This is a genomic window from Streptomyces sp. NPDC048507 (genome assembly GCF_043199995.1).
In the GTDB taxonomy this organism is placed as follows: domain Bacteria; phylum Actinomycetota; class Actinomycetes; order Streptomycetales; family Streptomycetaceae; genus Streptomyces.
Genome location: NZ_JBICWZ010000020.1, coordinates 70,085 through 86,496 on the forward strand (window position 1 = coordinate 70,085; position 16,412 = coordinate 86,496).

18 protein-coding genes and 2 pseudogenes are annotated in these 16,412 nt (G+C 72.5%); 5 read left to right on the forward strand and 15 right to left on the reverse strand.

All coding sequences use genetic code 11. The annotated features are described in order from the left end of the window. Positions 1 to 2 precede the first annotated feature (2 nt). From ACGFXC_RS33270 to ACGFXC_RS33310, 9 genes are all read right to left on the reverse strand, one after another. On the reverse strand, positions 3 to 401 hold the full coding sequence (locus ACGFXC_RS33270; RefSeq protein WP_393718618.1) for a BlaI/MecI/CopY family transcriptional regulator: 399 nt from the start codon (positions 399 to 401) through the stop codon (positions 3 to 5). 235 nt (positions 402 to 636) lie between these two features. Then, positions 637 to 1,206 carry an SMI1/KNR4 family protein gene (locus ACGFXC_RS33275; RefSeq protein WP_393718619.1) on the reverse strand — a complete coding sequence of 190 codons (570 nt, stop codon included), beginning with the start codon at positions 1,204 to 1,206 and terminating at the stop codon, positions 637 to 639. Between the two features lie 605 nt (positions 1,207 to 1,811). Further along, positions 1,812 to 3,776: an ABC transporter permease gene (locus ACGFXC_RS33280; RefSeq protein ID WP_393718620.1), complete on the reverse strand. Its 1,965-nt coding sequence runs from the start codon at positions 3,774 to 3,776 to the stop codon at positions 1,812 to 1,814. Beyond that, entirely contained in the window at positions 3,776 to 4,096 is a 321-nt protein-coding gene (locus tag ACGFXC_RS33285; protein ID WP_393718621.1) for an ATP-binding cassette domain-containing protein, read from the reverse strand. Before ACGFXC_RS33285 ends, ACGFXC_RS33280 begins: the two co-directional genes overlap by 1 nt. Positions 4,097 to 4,167: 71 nt before the next feature. Next, a complete protein-coding gene (locus ACGFXC_RS33290; RefSeq protein ID WP_393718622.1) occupies positions 4,168 to 4,536 on the reverse strand; it encodes a nuclear transport factor 2 family protein in 369 nt (122 codons plus the stop codon). 136 nt (positions 4,537 to 4,672) lie between these two features. Continuing rightward, the gene (locus ACGFXC_RS33295) at positions 4,673 to 5,503 is read right to left on the reverse strand and encodes an alpha/beta fold hydrolase (protein WP_393718623.1); all 831 of its coding nucleotides are present in this window, start codon (positions 5,501 to 5,503) and stop codon (positions 4,673 to 4,675) included. An 803-nt stretch (positions 5,504 to 6,306) separates the two neighbouring features. Then, positions 6,307 to 6,675: a lamin tail domain-containing protein gene (locus tag ACGFXC_RS33300; RefSeq protein WP_393718624.1), complete on the reverse strand. Its 369-nt coding sequence runs from the start codon at positions 6,673 to 6,675 to the stop codon at positions 6,307 to 6,309. A 325-nt stretch (positions 6,676 to 7,000) separates the two neighbouring features. Beyond that, the gene (locus ACGFXC_RS33305; RefSeq protein WP_393718625.1) at positions 7,001 to 7,882 is read right to left on the reverse strand and encodes a hypothetical protein; all 882 of its coding nucleotides are present in this window, start codon (positions 7,880 to 7,882) and stop codon (positions 7,001 to 7,003) included. Between the two features lie 120 nt (positions 7,883 to 8,002). Continuing rightward, a complete protein-coding gene (locus tag ACGFXC_RS33310; RefSeq protein WP_393718626.1) occupies positions 8,003 to 8,857 on the reverse strand; it encodes an NAD(P)-dependent oxidoreductase in 855 nt (284 codons plus the stop codon). Between the two features lie 175 nt (positions 8,858 to 9,032). Between ACGFXC_RS33310 and ACGFXC_RS33315 the strand changes: the two genes are divergently transcribed. Then, entirely contained in the window at positions 9,033 to 9,611 is a 579-nt protein-coding gene (locus ACGFXC_RS33315; protein WP_393718627.1) for a TetR/AcrR family transcriptional regulator, read from the forward strand. 27 nt (positions 9,612 to 9,638) lie between these two features. On the opposite strand, the gene ACGFXC_RS33320 is transcribed toward ACGFXC_RS33315, so the two are convergent. Next, the gene (locus ACGFXC_RS33320; RefSeq protein WP_393718628.1) at positions 9,639 to 10,013 is read right to left on the reverse strand and encodes a hypothetical protein; all 375 of its coding nucleotides are present in this window, start codon (positions 10,011 to 10,013) and stop codon (positions 9,639 to 9,641) included. 335 nt (positions 10,014 to 10,348) lie between these two features. Between ACGFXC_RS33320 and ACGFXC_RS33325 the strand changes: the two genes are divergently transcribed. The 3 genes and pseudogenes from ACGFXC_RS33325 to ACGFXC_RS33335 all read left to right on the forward strand — a co-directional run. Further along, positions 10,349 to 10,828 carry a hypothetical protein gene (locus ACGFXC_RS33325; RefSeq protein ID WP_393718629.1) on the forward strand — a complete coding sequence of 160 codons (480 nt, stop codon included), beginning with the start codon at positions 10,349 to 10,351 and terminating at the stop codon, positions 10,826 to 10,828. 179 nt (positions 10,829 to 11,007) lie between these two features. After that, positions 11,008 to 11,097, forward strand: a pseudogene (locus ACGFXC_RS33330) (DUF4436 family protein); the annotation flags it as partial. A 289-nt stretch (positions 11,098 to 11,386) separates the two neighbouring features. Further along, a pseudogene (locus tag ACGFXC_RS33335) lies at positions 11,387 to 11,674 on the forward strand (IS110 family transposase); the annotation flags it as partial. Here ACGFXC_RS33335 and ACGFXC_RS33340 read toward each other — a convergent pair. The 5 genes from ACGFXC_RS33340 to ACGFXC_RS33360 form a co-directional block, all read right to left on the reverse strand. Next, positions 11,637 to 12,158: a hypothetical protein gene (locus ACGFXC_RS33340; protein WP_393718630.1), complete on the reverse strand. Its 522-nt coding sequence runs from the start codon at positions 12,156 to 12,158 to the stop codon at positions 11,637 to 11,639. The pseudogene ACGFXC_RS33335 and the gene ACGFXC_RS33340 sit on opposite strands and share 38 nt — an antisense overlap. A gap of 761 nt (positions 12,159 to 12,919) precedes the next feature. Continuing rightward, positions 12,920 to 13,114, reverse strand: a complete 195-nt coding sequence (locus ACGFXC_RS33345) for a hypothetical protein (protein ID WP_393718631.1) — start codon at positions 13,112 to 13,114, stop codon at positions 12,920 to 12,922. Positions 13,115 to 13,201: 87 nt separating this feature from the next. After that, positions 13,202 to 13,819 (reverse strand): hypothetical protein, encoded by a 618-nt coding sequence (locus tag ACGFXC_RS33350; RefSeq protein ID WP_393718632.1) that lies wholly within the window; start codon positions 13,817 to 13,819, stop codon positions 13,202 to 13,204. A gap of 266 nt (positions 13,820 to 14,085) precedes the next feature. Further along, positions 14,086 to 14,589 carry a TspO/MBR family protein gene (locus tag ACGFXC_RS33355; protein ID WP_393718633.1) on the reverse strand — a complete coding sequence of 168 codons (504 nt, stop codon included), beginning with the start codon at positions 14,587 to 14,589 and terminating at the stop codon, positions 14,086 to 14,088. A gap of 215 nt (positions 14,590 to 14,804) precedes the next feature. Beyond that, the gene (locus ACGFXC_RS33360) at positions 14,805 to 15,464 is read right to left on the reverse strand and encodes an MSMEG_1061 family FMN-dependent PPOX-type flavoprotein (protein WP_393718634.1); all 660 of its coding nucleotides are present in this window, start codon (positions 15,462 to 15,464) and stop codon (positions 14,805 to 14,807) included. A 206-nt stretch (positions 15,465 to 15,670) separates the two neighbouring features. On the opposite strand from ACGFXC_RS33360, the gene ACGFXC_RS33365 reads away from it, so the two are divergent. Then, a complete protein-coding gene (locus tag ACGFXC_RS33365) occupies positions 15,671 to 16,129 on the forward strand; it encodes a MarR family winged helix-turn-helix transcriptional regulator (RefSeq protein WP_393718635.1) in 459 nt (152 codons plus the stop codon). The last annotated feature ends 283 nt before the right edge of the window (positions 16,130 to 16,412 follow it).

A 16,412-nucleotide genomic window follows, 5' to 3' on the forward strand; every position in this document is an offset into this window, starting at 1 on the left:
CGTCAGTCTTCGCCTTCCGACGCCTGGGCCAGCAGCTCCCGCAGCAGCTGCTCGTCCCCCGGAGACAGGGCCGTCACGAAGCTCGCCAGCACCGCCTGCCGATCCGACTCCCCGTCCAGCACCTTGCGCATTCGCAGCGCGGCCAGCCCCGACTCGTCGGCGAGCGCCGTCCACTCGAACGAGCGCCCCACCCGCTCCCGTACCACCGCGCCCTTGACGTGCAGCCGCGTCAGGATCGTCATCACCGTCGTGTAGGCGATCCCGCCACCGATGCGCTCCTGCACCCAGCCGGCGGTGACCGGTCCGGACCCCTGCACCAGGGCGGCCAGCACCTGAGCCTCCAGCTCACCCTGGCCCCGGCGGCGGGACGCCTGCGCGGCGCCGTTCGCGTCGTCTCTCACCGTCGTCTGCCTCCCGTCCGCGGCGAGCTCATCGTACTGACGTCGAGCACCACCGGCGCGCGCCGACGAGAGGCACCGCGACGCCTACGCCCACGCCCAGGCCTACGCCCACGCGTACGTCCACGAGACCGGCGCCTCGGCCCGTCATCGGGAAACGGAGCCCGGGCCGACGGTCTCGTCGCCGTTCCGGGGTGGGGACGGACTGGCCCTGGCCGTCATCCGGTTGGGAGCCGTCTCACGACCAGACGAGTCGGCCGTCGGTGATCCGGCAGACCGGTGAGCTTCCATCGGCGATCTTCGTCAGCGTCTCCGCCATGGAGTCGAAATACTGGGCCATCGATTCATACTGGCCCGTGACCGTGGGTTCACCCACGAACCACCTGCCGACGCGCCCGTCCCGCACGTCGATGAACTTTCCCGTCCAGCCGTCCTGGTCCGACAGGAACGGGATCCACTCGTTGCGCCAGAACGGGTGGTCCGGCTGGTCCGGAGGGTCGAATCCGCAGGACGTGGAGCGGTTCGCGTGGAGCCTCTCCATCGCCCGGATGCCCAGAAAGAAGCTTCCCTCGTCGGGAAACCCGTCGAAGCCGCAGCACATCACGTCGTCGTCGAAATCTTCCGCCGGCAGATCCAGATTGTTCTGCAACAGCCACGTCCGCAGGTCCCCGTGCAGGGAGATCCCCATCCGTTCCTCGGCTGCCGCGAGCATCTGCTCCGTGGCGGGCCCGGGCAGATCTGCGTGATCGGCCGGCGCGTGCTCCCGAAGAAGACTCATCACGCGCGACCAACTCTCCGTCACACTCATCGCCCTCTGCCCTCCGCCCTCTCCACAGGACCTTGCAGGGATGGTACTTCGAGCGTGTGTTCCATCCCTCCCCACGATCATCTTCCCGCCCCGAAGCCGCACTGGAGACGCCGCTCGGGTCCACGGCGAAGACAGAACCTGCCTGAGCAGTGCGCACCCCGCCCCGCCCGTGGGCTCCGTGGGGTTCGTGCGTTGCCATCCGGCCAGACCGGAGTCCGTACCGGTCAGCTGTGCCTCACCGCCCGAAGCGGTACGGCTCCTCACATGCCCGAGGGCCCGCTGGGAGTGGATGACCGTTCGGGCCACGCATCATGCTCCGTCACACCCGCTGCGGCTGAACACCGCGGGTGGCCCCCGGACAACTTCGCTGGGTAGGGATTCCGCGTCCTCCGGCGCCGGTACGCCCGCTGCCGGCAGGCAGCCGCGGCCGTCAGGATCACCCTGGCCCTCGGTCGGTAGGCGACCACGCCCACCCTCCCCGTCCGCTGGACCGGCCGCCAGTAACCCTCACGTCGAGCCGTCCCGCCAAAGCCGGCCCGGCCCCGAGCCCGCCGTTGAGGGGTGGTCCCGGCGGCCGGGGCGGTGCAGTGGGGCCGGCAGAGGCCTCATTCACGGGCGGCGGCCACGTCCAGGGCGCGGGCGCGCAGCGCGATCCGGGCGGGCACCAGGCTGGAGGCCAGTGCGAGCGCGAGCGCGACGGTCGCGGCGGCGCCGATCGCGGTCCAGGGCAGGGTCAGGGGAAGCCCGGGACCGGACTCCAGGATCCGGTTCCCGATCAGCATCAGGGTGGCTGCCTGGGTGCCGGTGGTGACCAGCAGTGCCAGGGCGGCGGCGGTCGCGGCCGTCAACAGCGCCTCGACGCCCACCATGGAGAGCACCTGGCGGTCGTTGGCGCCGGTGAGCCGCAGGACGGCGAAGTCCCGCAGCCGGTCGCCGGTGGACATCAGCATCGTGTTGACGATCGCGATCAGGGCGTACAGCAGGGCCGGCCCCAGGACGGCGGTCATCGCGATCGTGTCGGAACGGGACCGGGCGTCGTCGCGCCCGCCCCACGCGGTCGCTGCGGTGATCACGGCCCCCGGCACCGCGGTCGGCGCCGGGTTTCCGGCCGTGGTGGTGAGGAAGGCGGCAGTGGGATCCGGGCCGGCACCGAGGTGGCCGGACACCGCCTCGTACGGCAGGAGCACCTCGGCCAGGCTCAGCGGCGTCCTGACCAGGGCGACCACCTCGACCGTGAAGGGGGAGCCGTCGTCCAGGGCGGCGTGCAACCGGTCGCCGACCTGCCAGCCGTTGGCCCGGGCCAGCGAACCCGACACGGCGACGGAGGAACCCCGCAGAGCTTCCAGCGAGCCTGCTTCGACGGGGAGTTCCCAGGTGGCGCGGGCGTTCCCGTCGACCACCGTCGCCGCGATCGCGCCCGGGGCCCCCGCCCCGGAATCCGAACCGGCGGTGAGTGCGTTCAGCCAGGTCGTACGGGTCGTGGTCGTGCTCACCCCCGGCAGGGCGCGCAGCCGCTCCACGGTGTCCGGGGTCAGGACGGGGCCGCCATCGGGTGCGACGACGTACCCGGCCCGCAGCGCCTCTCGCGACTGGACGGTCCGTGCGTCCCCGAAGGTCAGCGTGGAGCCGACCACCGTGCCGGTCAGGCCGATCACCAGGAACATCGGGGTAGCGGTGGAGATCGTGCGCCGCAGGGCTGTCAGGGCGTTCTGCCGGGCCAGCAGGCCCACCGCGCCCGGGGCGGGGAGCAGCGGAAGCGTCAGCACCCGTGCCAGCGCGGGGACCAGCACCGGCGCGAACAGGGCCACCGCCATGACGGCCATGACGTCGATCAGCAAGGCCCAGACGGGCAGGTTCTGCGGATCGCGGAGCTGCGGGTCCCGGTCCGTGCCGGTCGGCACCGTCGTGAGCAGCACCAGTACGGTCGAGAGCACCAGCAGGTGGCCGACGGCCCACAGCCAGCGGCCGGTCGTCATCACCCGCCGGTCGACCGCCGCGTCGCCGAGCGCCTCCATCGGCCGCACCCGGCCGGCCCGACGGGCCGCAGCGTAGGAGCCGACCACGGCCACCGCCACCTCGACGGCGACGGCGACGAGCACCGGGCCCGCGCTGATCCGGACCGAGAAGTCCTCGGGCACCACGCCCAGCGCAACCAGCGAGCGGGCGAACCGCGGGGCCACGGCCAGGCCCAGCGGCGCCCCGCAGAGCGACGCGGCCAGGGCGACGACGACCGCCTCGCCGAGCACGAGCATCCGGATCTGGCGCGGGGTCGCACCGACCGTCCGCAGCAGGGCCGTCTCCCGGCGTCGCCCCGCGGCCGCGAACGCGAACGTCGAGGCGACGACGAACACCGACACGAACCCGGACATGCCGGCCATGAGGGTGAGCAGCTTCTTCAGCGACGGCGCCGACGGGTCGTCGTTCTGCAGCCCCGCCGAGGTGCTGACGAGCAGCCCCGTAGCGGCGATCAGGGCGACGCCGAGGGTGAGCGGGACGAAGGAACCCGCGAAGGCGGGCCACCGCTTGCGCAAGGTTGCCGCAGCCACGGGCAGCAGGAGGGTGATGCCCATCAGTGGCCGCCCTGGGTCCGGGCGGGCCCCGCGGCTGGCCACTGACCGGGTTCCGTAGCGTCGTACGGACCGGCTTCCCGGCCGGTGTCCGGACCGGCCGCCAGACGGGCCGTGTGTTCGGCCACCCGACGGGCCGTCGGGCGGTGCGCCTCGTCGGTGACGCGGCCGTCGACGAGGAAGACGGCGCGGTCCGTGATCAGGGCGCGTGCAATGGCGACGCGTTGCTGCCGGCCGCCCGACAGCCGGGAGGGCTGTGCCGCCGATCCGGCCGCGTAGCAGCGGCTGGCCTGTTCGAGCCTGATCAGCTGACGGTCGGGCATCCTTCACAAACCTCTCGACTGATCTTGAACGGGACCGGCGGACCGGCCGCTCGGGGGTTATTCGTGGTGGATCAGGCGGCGGGCGTCTTGTCGAGGAAGCCGTAGACGCCCGTGATCCGGCCGGCGCCGTCGGTGACGAGGACGTCGAATCCGATGGCGATGGGCTCGGTGCCGGGGGCGGTCACCAGGGCCCACTGGAAGCGGGCGATGTGGTGGTGGGTGTCGACCGTCCCGTGGAGCTCGAAGGTGAGGCCCTGGAACTGCTCGCGGGCGCCGGTGAGGAGGGCCGCGATGCCCTCGTGGCCCTCGACCGAGGCGAAGGGGTCGGTGTAGGGGGCCCCGGGGGCGAACAGGCCGGCTATGCCGGCGGCGCGGCGGTCGGCGTCGGCCTCGTTCCAGAGGGCGAGGTACTGGGTGACGGTGTTGGTCAGGTCGCTCATGAGTCGGTTCCTCGTTTCGGCAGTGGGTGAAAACGCCGCCGGGAGCGGCGCGGGACCGGAGGGGCGAGAGCCCTCGCTCGATGTCTTCGCGGGCACCCGCCGGACTCGTCTCGCGCCGGTGCCGGCGGGGACGGGCTCAGGCGCGGGTGAAGGCGCGCAGGTCGTCGTTGAACCGGTCGGCGTGGGTGGCGAACAGCCCGTGGCCCGCGTACTCGTACACGTGCAGCTCCGCTCCCGGGATCAGCTCGGCCGCGCGGCGGCCGGTGAGGGCCAGCGGGGCGGAGGCGTCGTCCGATCCGTGGATGACGAGGACCGGGCAGTCGATCTTCGGCAGCTCCGGAGCGAGGTTCAGGGTGGGCAGGAGGTCCCCCAGGGCGTTGGCGGCGCGCGCCGTCGCCCCGTGGCAGCGGTGCACCATGTGCGCCACGTAGGCGTCCGACACCTGCGGGCCGGGCAGGTGGCGGGCGAAGAACGCGTCGGCGCCCTCGGCGAAGAACCTCGCCCGGTCCTGCCTGAAGGTGTCGTTGAGTCCGCGGATCACCTCCGGGTCCAGCCCCTCCGGGTGGTCCGCGGAGCGGGCCGGCCCCGGAGCCATCGCGCCGACGAGGGCGACGCGCGCCACCCGGCCGGTGCCGCGGAGGGTCAGGTACCGGACCACCTCGACCGTGCCCATCGAATGGCCGACCAGGGTGACGTCGCGCAGGTCCAGGTGGTCGAGCAGCGAGCCCAGGTCCCCGGCGAGGGTGTCGAGGTCGAAGCCGCCCCAGACGTCCTCGGACCGGCCGTGGCCCCGGCGGTCGAAGCCGACGCATCGGAAGCCCTCGGCCGCCAGCGGCAGCATCTGGTACTCCCACATCTCGGCGCCGAAGTACGAGCTGTTGACGAAGACGATGACGGGCCCGTCCGAGGGGCCGTAGTCGACGAAGTGGATGCGGGTGCGGTCGGTGGCGGACTCGAAGTACGGCATGGCGTGCGGCCTTTCCGAGGGGTCGTCAGGGGGTTGCCGGTGCGAGAGCCATCCTGGTGTCGGAGTGCGGGGGCGGTCGATTACCCCCGGGGTCATGCGGTGCGGACCGATCGGCGAGGAAGGGCCGAAGCCTCCCCCGGCGCGGACCCGGCCGCGCTCCACCTGTCGGTCGCCGCAGGGGGCGGGGGCTTCGCGTTCCCCGTGCGGGCACGCGGGCCGCGCGCCGCGGCGTGGTGCCCGGAGCGCTGGGTCCCGTACGGCTCTCCCGCCCGCGGGACACCGGGGCCGCGAACGAACGGCGGGTGCCGGAGGCCCTCCACACCGCACTGGGGCTCTCGCTTCCCTGCCCCGGACCAGCGGCGCGAAGCACCGGCCCCCGCCCCACCACGAGCCGTCAGTCGGCGACTTCCATGACGTGGGAGGACCGGGCCTGGCAGGACCGGGACCGGGACCGGGACCGGACCACGACGGAATCGTCTTCTTCAAGAGCCTGGTCATGCGTGGCCTGCCCGTGCTCGCGCGCTCCGCGTCCTGCCCGGCTCGCCCCTGCCCTGCTGCGCAGGGCGGCGGCCCGGGGGGTACGCGGGGAGCGGCCGTCGTGGGCCGACCACTGCGACACCGCCCGGGCCGCCGAGCCCGGGCCGGTGTCGGTACACCGGGCCCGGGACGCTCCCGTCCTCCAGCAGACACCGTTCCGGTCCTCGTGCGAGGCCTCGGACCGCTCCGCCGTTCACGACTCCCGACCCTCCACGACACCCTCCCGACCACACGAGCGCCGGGGCGGGGCGGGGGCGGTCGGGGGGTCAGCGGCGGCGGCCCCAGGTCTCGGTGTCGACGACGCGGTTGCGGTCGTCGCGCAGGGTGGCGGTGTCGGCGCGGTTGCCCCAGATGTACTCGCGGCTGCCCTGGTAGAGGTCGGTGCGGGTGTCGCGGCCGGCTCCGGTGTGGATGCGGATGGTGGCGTGGCTGTGGATGCGGATGTTGCCGAAGCGGTAGCGGTTGCCGTCCGCGTCCTTGAGCGTCCAGCCGCGCAGGTTGATGCCGTCGCGGGTGGTGTTGGTGACCTCCACCCATTCGGCGTTCAGGGAGCGGTTGGAGTGGTCGTCCCGTCCGGGGCTGTCGGCCTGGACGGTGGCGGCGATACGGCGGACGGAGGAAGAAACAGACGACATGGGTGACGCTCCCTCAAGAACCGTGCCCCAGCGCCCGAGACGAAGGGCGGGGAACCGGTGTGGATGTACGGCCCGGTGTGAGCCGAGGGCCACACTCTCGACCCGCCACGCACCCCGGGGCAGCCCCCGACGAGAGCAGTTACCGGACGGGGACATGTCCGTCACGCTCGCCTGTACGGTGCACGCGTCTCGCGACGCCGCGGTCCTGACAACCGGTGCCCTCTGCACCTACCGGCCCACCCCACCGGCACCCGGTTTCACGCGGACCGGCGCACCACCCGGCGCACCCGGCAGGACCGCCGTACCGGGATTTGCCGTACGTCGCCTACTCGCCCGGAGTCTCCCACTGCCCCCTGGCCACTCCGTCCGCATCCGGTACGACGGCGCACCAGTCGCCCAGCACCGCATCGGCCAGTAGGAGGGAGAAACCGTCGTCCGTGACCTCGGACAGTGCGTCGGCTCCACCGGGGTAGTCCCGGTGGGCCAGTTCGCCGTGCGGCAGCGGGGCCACGAAAGCGGTGAAGCCGTCGTGCAGCAGCTCCGCCCTGGGGTGCAGCTCCGGATCGGTGACCACGCAGACCAGCGAGCGCGGCCTCAGCGCGCGGGCCACTTCGGCCGTGTTCTCCGGTGTCACACGGAACCATCTGCATCCGTGCGCGCCGTGCGCCCAGCGCTCCCCCACCAGGGTCGGGCGCTCGGACACGTCCGCCACCTTCGCCCAGAAGGCCGCGTCCGCGACGGCATCGACGGGATCCGAGACCTCCTCGGGTTCGGGGGCGGCGGCTCGCCACAGCAAGGTCGCGCTCCCACCACGGAATGCCGCCAGATCGGCGGCCACCGCCGGTGTGGTGTAGAGGTGTACCGCTCCGTCCCATCCCGGCTCGATGCGCAGTCTCCCGGATGCGGTGAGCTGACCGTACGGCCCGTGTCCGGCCGCCATGCCCAGGGCGAGGGCCGTCGCTTGCGGCGGCCGGACCTGCGCGCCGTTGCGCAGCGCGCGGTGTTCCTCGGGGAGGGGCTCGCTCACCAACAGCCCGCCCACCTCCAGGAGGTCCGCGCCGCTCTTCGCCATCGCGGCTTCGAGCACTTCGCGAAGCTCCGCCGCGTACGCGCTCCACGCGGCGGCTTCGTCCAGCTGCGTCCGCACGCGTTCGCTGCGGGGGCTGATGATCAGCTCCTTGCTCACTTCGCCAGCCAGTCGCGTCATCGCAGCTTTCCGTTCGGACCGAAAGCCGATCCTACGGTGCGTCCCGGGCCGCCGTGAGGTTCCGCAGCCACCGAGCCCCGCTCGACGTCCGCGCCCGGGCGATCGACGCTGTCCGGAAGATCAGACGTGCTTCTTGAGCTGCTCCACCAGGCTGGAGAAGCTGTCCGACCCGTGCCCGGCGTTCATTCCACGGCGGAAGAGCTCGGCCACGGCGGCCGGCAGCGTGGTGTCGACGCCCGCGTCGGCGTTGGTGTGCAGAACGTGTTCGACGCTGGCCATGCCCATGGCCAGCCGGTCCACGTCCCCGTCGTGGTCACCCGCGTCGATGCGCTTCGTGTAGAAGGCGAGGAACTCCGGCAGCGAGGCCATCGTCGCGGTGGCGTGCGGGAGGATGTCCTGCGCGCTGAGGCCGTGGGCGTCGGCGAGGGCGATGGCCTGCCAGTGGCCGAGCATGGACGTCCAGAACATGACCATGCCGATCTGGTACATCAGCGCCGCGATCCCGGGCTCCTCGCCCCGGTAGTCCGTGGTGGTGAGGGCTTCAAGGGTGGAGCGGTGCCGCTCGAAGGCCTCGCGCGGCCCGCTGTAGAAGGTGTACGAGTCGCGGCTGCCGATGCCCGACGGCGGCACGGTGACGCCGCCGGTGATGTGGGTACCGCCGTGGGCGGTGATCCAGCGCGCACCCGCACGGGTCTTCTCCGGGGTGTCGGAGCTGAGGTTGACGATCACCCGTCCGGACAGCTCACTGGTCGCGGGCTCCAGCACCGCGTACATCGCCTCGTAGTCGGTGAGGCTCAGGATCACCAGGTCATTGGGCCTGAGGGCGTCCTCGATGCTGCTCGCGAGCACGGCCCCACCGGCGACCAGGGCGTCGGCGCGGGAAGCGGTGCGGTTCCAGACGGTGACGCCATGGCCCGCGTCGAGGAAGGCGCGGGCCATGGCCCGCCCCATGGGGCCGAGTCCGACAACGGTCACGGGCTGCTGGGTACTCACTGGTGAATCCTCCGCGTTTCGACTGACGGCGCTTTTCTGAACGGTTGAACGGTCCCGGCGGCTCGCCACACAGAGACTAAAACGAACGCTCTATCTAGCGGCCGGGCACAACGTAACACGTCACTAGAACGAGCGCTCTATCCAGTAGACTGGAGACATGGAGAACCAGACGGGCACCCGGGACCGGATCGTCATCGCGGCGGCGAGCCTCCTGCAGCGCCAGGGCTACGTGGGCACGGCCATCAAGCAGATCGCCACCGAGGCGGGGGCCACGCTCGGGTCCGTGTACCACTTCTTCCCCGGCGGCAAGGAAGCCGTCGCGGTCGCGGCGATCAAACACGGCGAGGGGGAATTCGCGGACATCCTCCGCACCGCGCTGGACAGCGAGGAGCAGCCCGGTGCGGCCGTCGACGCCTGTGCCCGCCAACTGGCCGAAAGCCTGCGGAAGTCAGGCTGGACCGACGGCTGCCCCGTCACCGCGGCAGCCCTGGAGACCCTGGGCACCGACTCCGATATCCAGCGGGCGTGCGCGGCCGCCCTGCGCAACTGGGAGCACCTGGTCTCGGAGCGGCTGCTCCGCTCGGGCTTCTCCGCCACGGACGCGCGCCACCTGGCGACGACGGTCATCAGCGCCCTCGAAGGCGCCGAAGTCTCCTCCCAGGTCCACCGCAGCGAGGAACCCCTGCGGACGACGGGACGCCACCTCGCCCGCCTGGTGGACTCCTACCGGGGATGACCCGAGTACCGGGCGACCCCGAGGGGGTCAGCCGCGCGGCTCCGTCCGGTGGTCGAAGTACGCCCACGCGAAGATCCCGATCAGCGCCACGACGCCCATGACCGGGTACTGCACCGCCGCGGGTGTGTTCCGGGTGAGGAATCCAGCCAGTCCCGCCGCCAGGGCGCCGGCCAGCATCACCATGCGGCTGGTGAACCGCTGGCCTGGGTCCGTGCCCTCACGCTCCGAGAACAGCCCGTCCACCGCCGCCTTCGCCGGCCGCGCGGCGCCCCTGCGCTTCTTCGAGCGGTATTCCAACCCGTAACCGATGAGCAGGTAGAGCGCGAAGACCACCGCGACCAGGACCCAGCCGGACGGATCATCCGAGCCGCGGGCCAGTGACACCTTCAGCTCCGAGTTCATCCACAACTCCTTTCCTCAGCACCGCAGATGCCCTGGTTGTGGGATCGCATGAGTGATCTTTCGGCCCGGGTGCCGCGCGTGCGAGCGCCCACGGGTGCGGCCCGCCCACGCTCTTGGCGTGGTCGTGGACGGATACGAACTCCTGCTCCCGTGGTGCTCCTTGGGAGCCTGCCTACAGGGGCTCTTCGCCCGGACCGCGCGGCCGCTACGAGGCTCGTGGCGCGTGGGGCTGGGCCGTGTCAGTGATTCTCCGCATCGCCTGGGCCCGGGGCGGTTCTGTGGGAGGGCGGGCTCGTTAGGGCCTGAGCTGGAAGCGAGTCGTTGGAGGAGCCGACGTGGGCAAGCGCGAGAAGGGCCGCAGGCATCGGCGCGTGAACCGGACGCCCCGGCCGGTGGGCCGGTCCCGTACGGAACGGGGTGCCCGGAGCCCGGCCGTGGGCGCTCCGGCCGCCGAGGCCGTCGCCGAGGAGCGGGGCAGCGCGGCGCTGCCCGTACAGGCGAGGGCTTCCGTCGGTGAACGGGTGCCCGGGCCGGAGCCGTCGGTGTTCGCGAGCAAGGCGGACGGCGGCCTGGGCCGGCCCGCGCGGCGCACGTGGAGCGCGCTGCGGGCGGCCGGTGCGCGGGAGAGCGGGGTGGAAGAGCTCTGCGCGGCGGTCGGGTTCGCGCAGCGCACGGTGGCCAAGCACCTGGAGGGCCTGGCCGGGCACGGGCTGGCCGTTCAGGGGACGGGTGGCGGATGGGTGGCCATCGGCGGCGTTCAGGGGCTGCCGGAGCCGCGTCCCGCGGATCCGCCTCCGGCAGGGTCCGCGCCCTGAGCCGGTGCCGTCGGCGTGCGCGGTGCGGCGCGGCGCGGCGCGGCGGGCCGGAAGTGCCGACAGGGTGGTTGCCAACGTCCATTGCGGCCTCTGCCCTGGCGGTTTGCCGGTTCCAACGGCTGGGGGCGGGGATTCCCGAGACCGCAGCAAAGCGGTTCGAACCGTCCTCAATCCGTTTCGGACTCGTATGGCCCGCCAAGTCCTGGATGGCGGCCACACTGTTCGCCCTCGCCGGGTTCCGCACCACGGCGCCGGGAAACCCCCCGATTCGTTGGTGATTAGAGGTTCTGGATCTCTGAGGGCCTGGCGGGCGGTGTCAGCCGGGGCAGGACGTGTGTGGTCCGGTCGGCGCCGTGGTGATCCCTACGACACCTCCGGCCGTGCGAGGTCTTTGAAAAGACCGGTGGCGCTGGGCGCCGGCCGGTCCTCGCACGCTCTGCCCCATGGGGCTCTCGGGTTCGGGATCCTCGATGGATGAGCTGCCGCACGGTGACGCGTCATTCCTCACGAGCTTCGAGCTCTGGACACGGCGTGCGCCCGTGCGGTCCGGCGGTATCGACCGGGCGGAGGGGCACCACGACATACGCGGGCGCGGCCCCCATCACCCGGGCCTCAGGCAAACGCCACTGCGTTGGGCGCCGGTTCGTCAAGAACAACCGGCTCAACCACGTCGGCCACCTCTGGGCCTTCTCTTCTCTCAGCGGCTCGGCCGGCGCCGACGCCCACTACCGGATGCTCGGCCAGCTCCACCACTGCCTACTGGCACGGGCCCCGTTCGGTGAAGCGATCGCTCTCCCCGCCAACGCCGCTACGGGGTCACTGACGGGAGCTCCTCCTGCGGCGTAGCCATGACCAAGGCGGAGCTCACTGCATTGGTCCCAATGCGCCGGACGTATGCCCAACGATCGAGATGCTCGCAGGCCCAGGCTGGGTCGTACGCCGCCGTGGGCAACTGCGGTATGCGCTTGCGGCCGGTCTCATCGAGGCGATACGGAACTTCGAAGGCCGTGTCCCAGCCTTCCAGCATCGCGGCAAACCGTTCTTCCGCTTCTCCTGGCCCGATGCCCAGGTACTGGGCGATCTCCGTCCAGGAGGCGCCTCGCTCGCGTTCGTAGATGACGGCCGAGGCCAGAGCGCGCTCCGCGAGTTCGACGAGCTGGAATGCCTGGCTGACCCGGCCTCCGGGACCGGTGTCAGGGTCGTTCTCAGTGGCGACCAGACCGGCGGCGGCATCGGCGACATCCACGGCGTGGTCACACAGGACCAGGCGGGCCAGCGCCTGACGGGTGAATCGGGCACGGTCGGCGTCATACGGAGTCGTCTCAGTCACCCCCACAGCCTCGCAGGCCGGAGCTGCGGAGAGTATCCGATTTCCGTCGGGGACCGGACCCGCTTGACGGCTTAACTGCATGAGGTGTCTTTTCCTGTGGTCCGAAGCGATCATCTCCGCCTGCCTCATCGCGGTCGCCCCGACCGGCATCCGCCGGGAGAGGTGGCACGCCCGTGCGCACGACGCGGCTGACACACCGAGGGACCGGCGGCCTTCGTCGGCATCTGCGGGCAGCGCTCGAACCGGCACGGACCTCGTCCTGGGAACGGGCGACGGCCGCGGCCCGCCGGAGCGGGCGGGAGAGGGTCGCCGCGGGCCGCAGCTCGTGGACAGCGGCACCGGTGCCTGCGGCCCCGGAGTACGGTCGGGGGTACGGGGTGCGGCCCTGGCCATCAGGGCCGCGACGGGGGCCGCACCCCGACGGCCCGCGCCGGAGCGGGGCGGCCCGTCGCCACGGGCCCGGGTACCGTCGGGCCGTCCGTCGCGGTGACCGCGCGTACACCTCCCCCGACGGTGCGGCGGAGTGTCGTCAGATGAAGCCCTGCACGAGGCGGGCGATGCGTTCCGGTTCCGACCGGAGCGGGGGGCCGGGCCGGGCCGGGGCTCGGGGCCGCGGCCCTCGAAGGTGGCCGGGACCGGCACGATGCCGTCCAGGCCCCGGGTGCGCCACGCCACCTCGCCGGCGCCGTCGTCCGCGGGTTCGCCGGTCGCGCGCAGCGAGAGGGTCACTGTGCGGCCGTCGTGCTCGAAGGAGAGCCGCTTCACCGGGAGCTGCCGGTGATCGTGATGTCGCCGCTGAAGCCGTCCATGATCGTCCGCGCCGTCACCTGCACCCGGTAGGTGCCCGCCGGTACGACGGGCACCTCGACCGTGGCCGTGGTCCGGGCGGCGGGCACGGCCCGGGCGAGGGCGGCGACGAACACGGCCCGGCCGCTTTCCACCCGGACCGGTTCCACGGTCACTTCCTCGCCGGCACCCGCGGTGAAGTACCAGACGACCGTCCGGAGGCTGCCCGCTTCCCAGGCGGCGCCCTCCGCGGGCTGTCACGCGCGGGCGGTGACCGTGCCGTTGTGGGCGTCGAGGCGGTAGCTCCAGCCGTCGGCCCAGGCGGTCGGGTGGGTGGCGTCGAGGGAGGCGAGGCGCGCTCCCCCGAGCGTGATCCAGGCCTGCCACCGGGTGGGGGAGAACCGGGTGACGTGGGCGACGGCGCCGCTGGGCAGCGCGCGGTCGCGGGTGGTGCCGACGGGCTGGGGCTTGGCCGGGCCCCTGCGGCTGTCGGTGCGGGGGCGGGGCGTGTCGGACTCGCTGTGCCAGCCGGAGGACTCGATGGCGCCGACGAAGCCGTTCGCCTGGTTCAGGACGTAGGTGGTGCCGCCCACCCGGGCCGTGCCGTGTGCCGCGTCGAGGGAGGCGGTGCGCGTGCCCCGGTAGGTCACCCACGCCTGGAACGTGCCGTCGGCCAGGGGCGTGACGTGCGCGACGCTGCCGTCACTCAGTGCGATGTCCTGCGTAGCCGGGGCCGCGGCGGACGGCATTGCGGCTACGGGCGCGGCGTCATCGGCCGGTGCGGCGGCGACGGCCGTGGAGGCCAGTGCCGTCACCGTGGCCAGAGCCAGGACGGCAGAGGTGAGCGACAGGCGGATACGGCGGGAGTTCGACATGTGCACGACCTTCCAAAAGGCGAACGCGATCAGGTGCGTACCGGAAACTAGGAGCCCTGTCGGTACGTCTCCGCTCGGGTGTGTAACAACAGCGACTCAATCCACCCAAAGCAGCACAGATCGTCCTTTCGGCCGGAGAGGAACAGACGGCAACAGGGCCGAATTGCCCCGGCGGGCAAGGCCGAACGCCCCTGCCCCGGCTCCACCGTGGACACCCCTTCGTCCGGACTCGCGCCGGGCGCCATCGGCGAGCCGGAGTCCGGCCGTCAGGGGTTGCGGCGGGCGATGGAGGCGTTGAGCGCCGTGGCGAATCCGCACCAGGCCGCGTACGGGACGAGAGCGCGCGCCGCCGCCGGATCCGCGCGGTGCACGCAACGCAGGAGAGCGGCGTTCGAGGCGTCCAGGAGGAGCGTCCCGGCCAGTCCGGCCCGGGGACTCTCACGGGCGAAGAAGAGCCAGTTCCAGGCCGCGTTCAGCACCAGGTTCCCGCCGAGGGCCGCTGCCAGCACCCGTCGCCGGGAGCCCTCGGTGCGGCCCAGTGCGCGACCGGTCGCCCAGGCCAGGGAGGCGTACAAGGGGGTCCACACCACCCCGAACGCCCAGGACGGCGGCTGCCACGGGGGCTTTCGGAGCGAGCGGTACCACCGGCTGTCGGGTTCGACGGCCACGCCGCCGACGATCGCGGCCGCGGCGACGGCCGTCGCGCACGCCGCGTAGGTCCTCCAGCCGCTCGTGCCCGGCTCCGCCCCGTGCTCCTGGCTGATCCTCATGCACGTCGTCTTCCCCCGGCCGCCGCCCGTACGCGCGACTTCCGGCCGGATGGCGGTGTGCGGCGCCCCGTGCGGGGACGCCGGACGGCTGCGGCGCACGACGGGGCCCCGCTCAGGGACGGTGACGCCATGGGCAAGCGGCTCCGGCCGGCGCCTCGGAGCGTGCCGGCCGGGGAATTCGGCAGGCTGCGCCTCAGCAGGCGCGGGCCGGCCCGTTACTCGTACCGATACCTCAGCGAGTCCGCCTCCGCCCGCTCGATGTCGGCGATCGTCAGCTCCGGCATCCGCAGCTGGGCCAGCGTCACCGCGGCCGAGGCCGGCTGGGCGTCCGCCGGCAGCCACTGCTCCGGCTTCCAGGCCGCGCTGCGCAGCAGCGACTTGGGACAGTGCGGGTAGACCTCCTCGATCCCCAGGACCAGCGCACTGGCCGGGGGCTTGCCCACGGAGGTCAGCTGCGTCAGCAGCTCCGGGCGAGTGGAGACGACAGCCCGGCCGTTCACCCGCAGGGTGGTGGTCCGCCCGGGGATGACGAACAGCAGCCCGGCCCGCCCGGTGGCGATGACGTTCTGCAGGGTGTCCAGCCGCTTGTTGCCGGTCGCGTCCGGTATCGCGACCGTCCGTGCGTCCAGGACGGTGACGAACCCGGCGGGGCCGCCGCGCGGGGAGACGTCGCAATTGCCCTCGGCGTCCGCGCTGGCGACCAGGACCAGCGACGAGCAGCCGATCAGCTGCCTCGTCTGCTCGGTGAGTTCGGTCATCTGCTTGCGCACGGCCGCCGCGCCAGGCAGTTCGTACGCCCGCCGCAGCGCCTCCCGGTCCGGTACGGCGTCGAGGCGGAGCGAGTCGAAGGCACTGCCGGCCAGGGGTGTCGTCATGCCTGCGACCCTAACGGGCCGACCTGCGATCGATCCTGGCCGGTGGGTGCGGGGACGCGCAGAAGGCCGCTCACGTCGTCTGGTGCGTGCCGCGGACCTCGCCCCGCGCCGGGTAGGGGTCCGGCCGCAGCACTGGACCTCAAGTGCGGTTGAGTTCCTAGGCTTCACACGTCGGACCGGAAGCGAACGAGAGGAGCTGCTCCACCATGGACTACTCGCACGATGACACGGAGCTGATCAAGCAGCCCGTCGGCTACTGGACCTGGGCCGCCGCCGAGGCGGTGGTCACCCGCACCCGGGCCGCGCTGGGGCAGATCGGCCTCACGCAGCCGCAGTGGTGGATCCTGAACCGGCTGGCCGGGGGCGAGGGCGACGGGACCCGCGGCGAGCTGACGCGCGTCCTGAGCGGCTACCTCGCCGTGGGCGACGCGGGCATCGGCGCCGAGATCGATATGGCCGTCGCCCGGGGCTGGGTCACGGAAACCGCAGGCGACGAGGTGGCCTTGACGGAGGAGGGCCGCACGCTCCAGGCCCGCGCCGCAGCCCTCCAGGATGACCTGTGGAAGGAACGTCACGCGGGCATCAGCGACGACGAATACCTGGTCACCGTGAAGGTGCTCCAACGCCTGATCCACAACACGGGCGGGCGCGCCTGGCACCACTGACCTCGCACCCCCGATACGACGGTTGCGAGAGTGGCCGTGTCCGGTCCGGACACGGAGGGTTCACGTCCTCTGTGCCGAACGCGTCCGGTGTCCGACTCTCTGCGTGCACTGTGGCTGCGTGGCATCGCTTTCAATCCGGCGGCGCCCTGCGACGTGCGCGCCCTGGCCGCCGCCGATCCCACCCTGGCCCGGCCCCCGGTGGACGACCCCGACGAGTCGGTGCGGCACGCGGCCGCCGCCAATCCGGTCCTGACACCCGAGGTCATGGAGGGCCTCCTCGCCG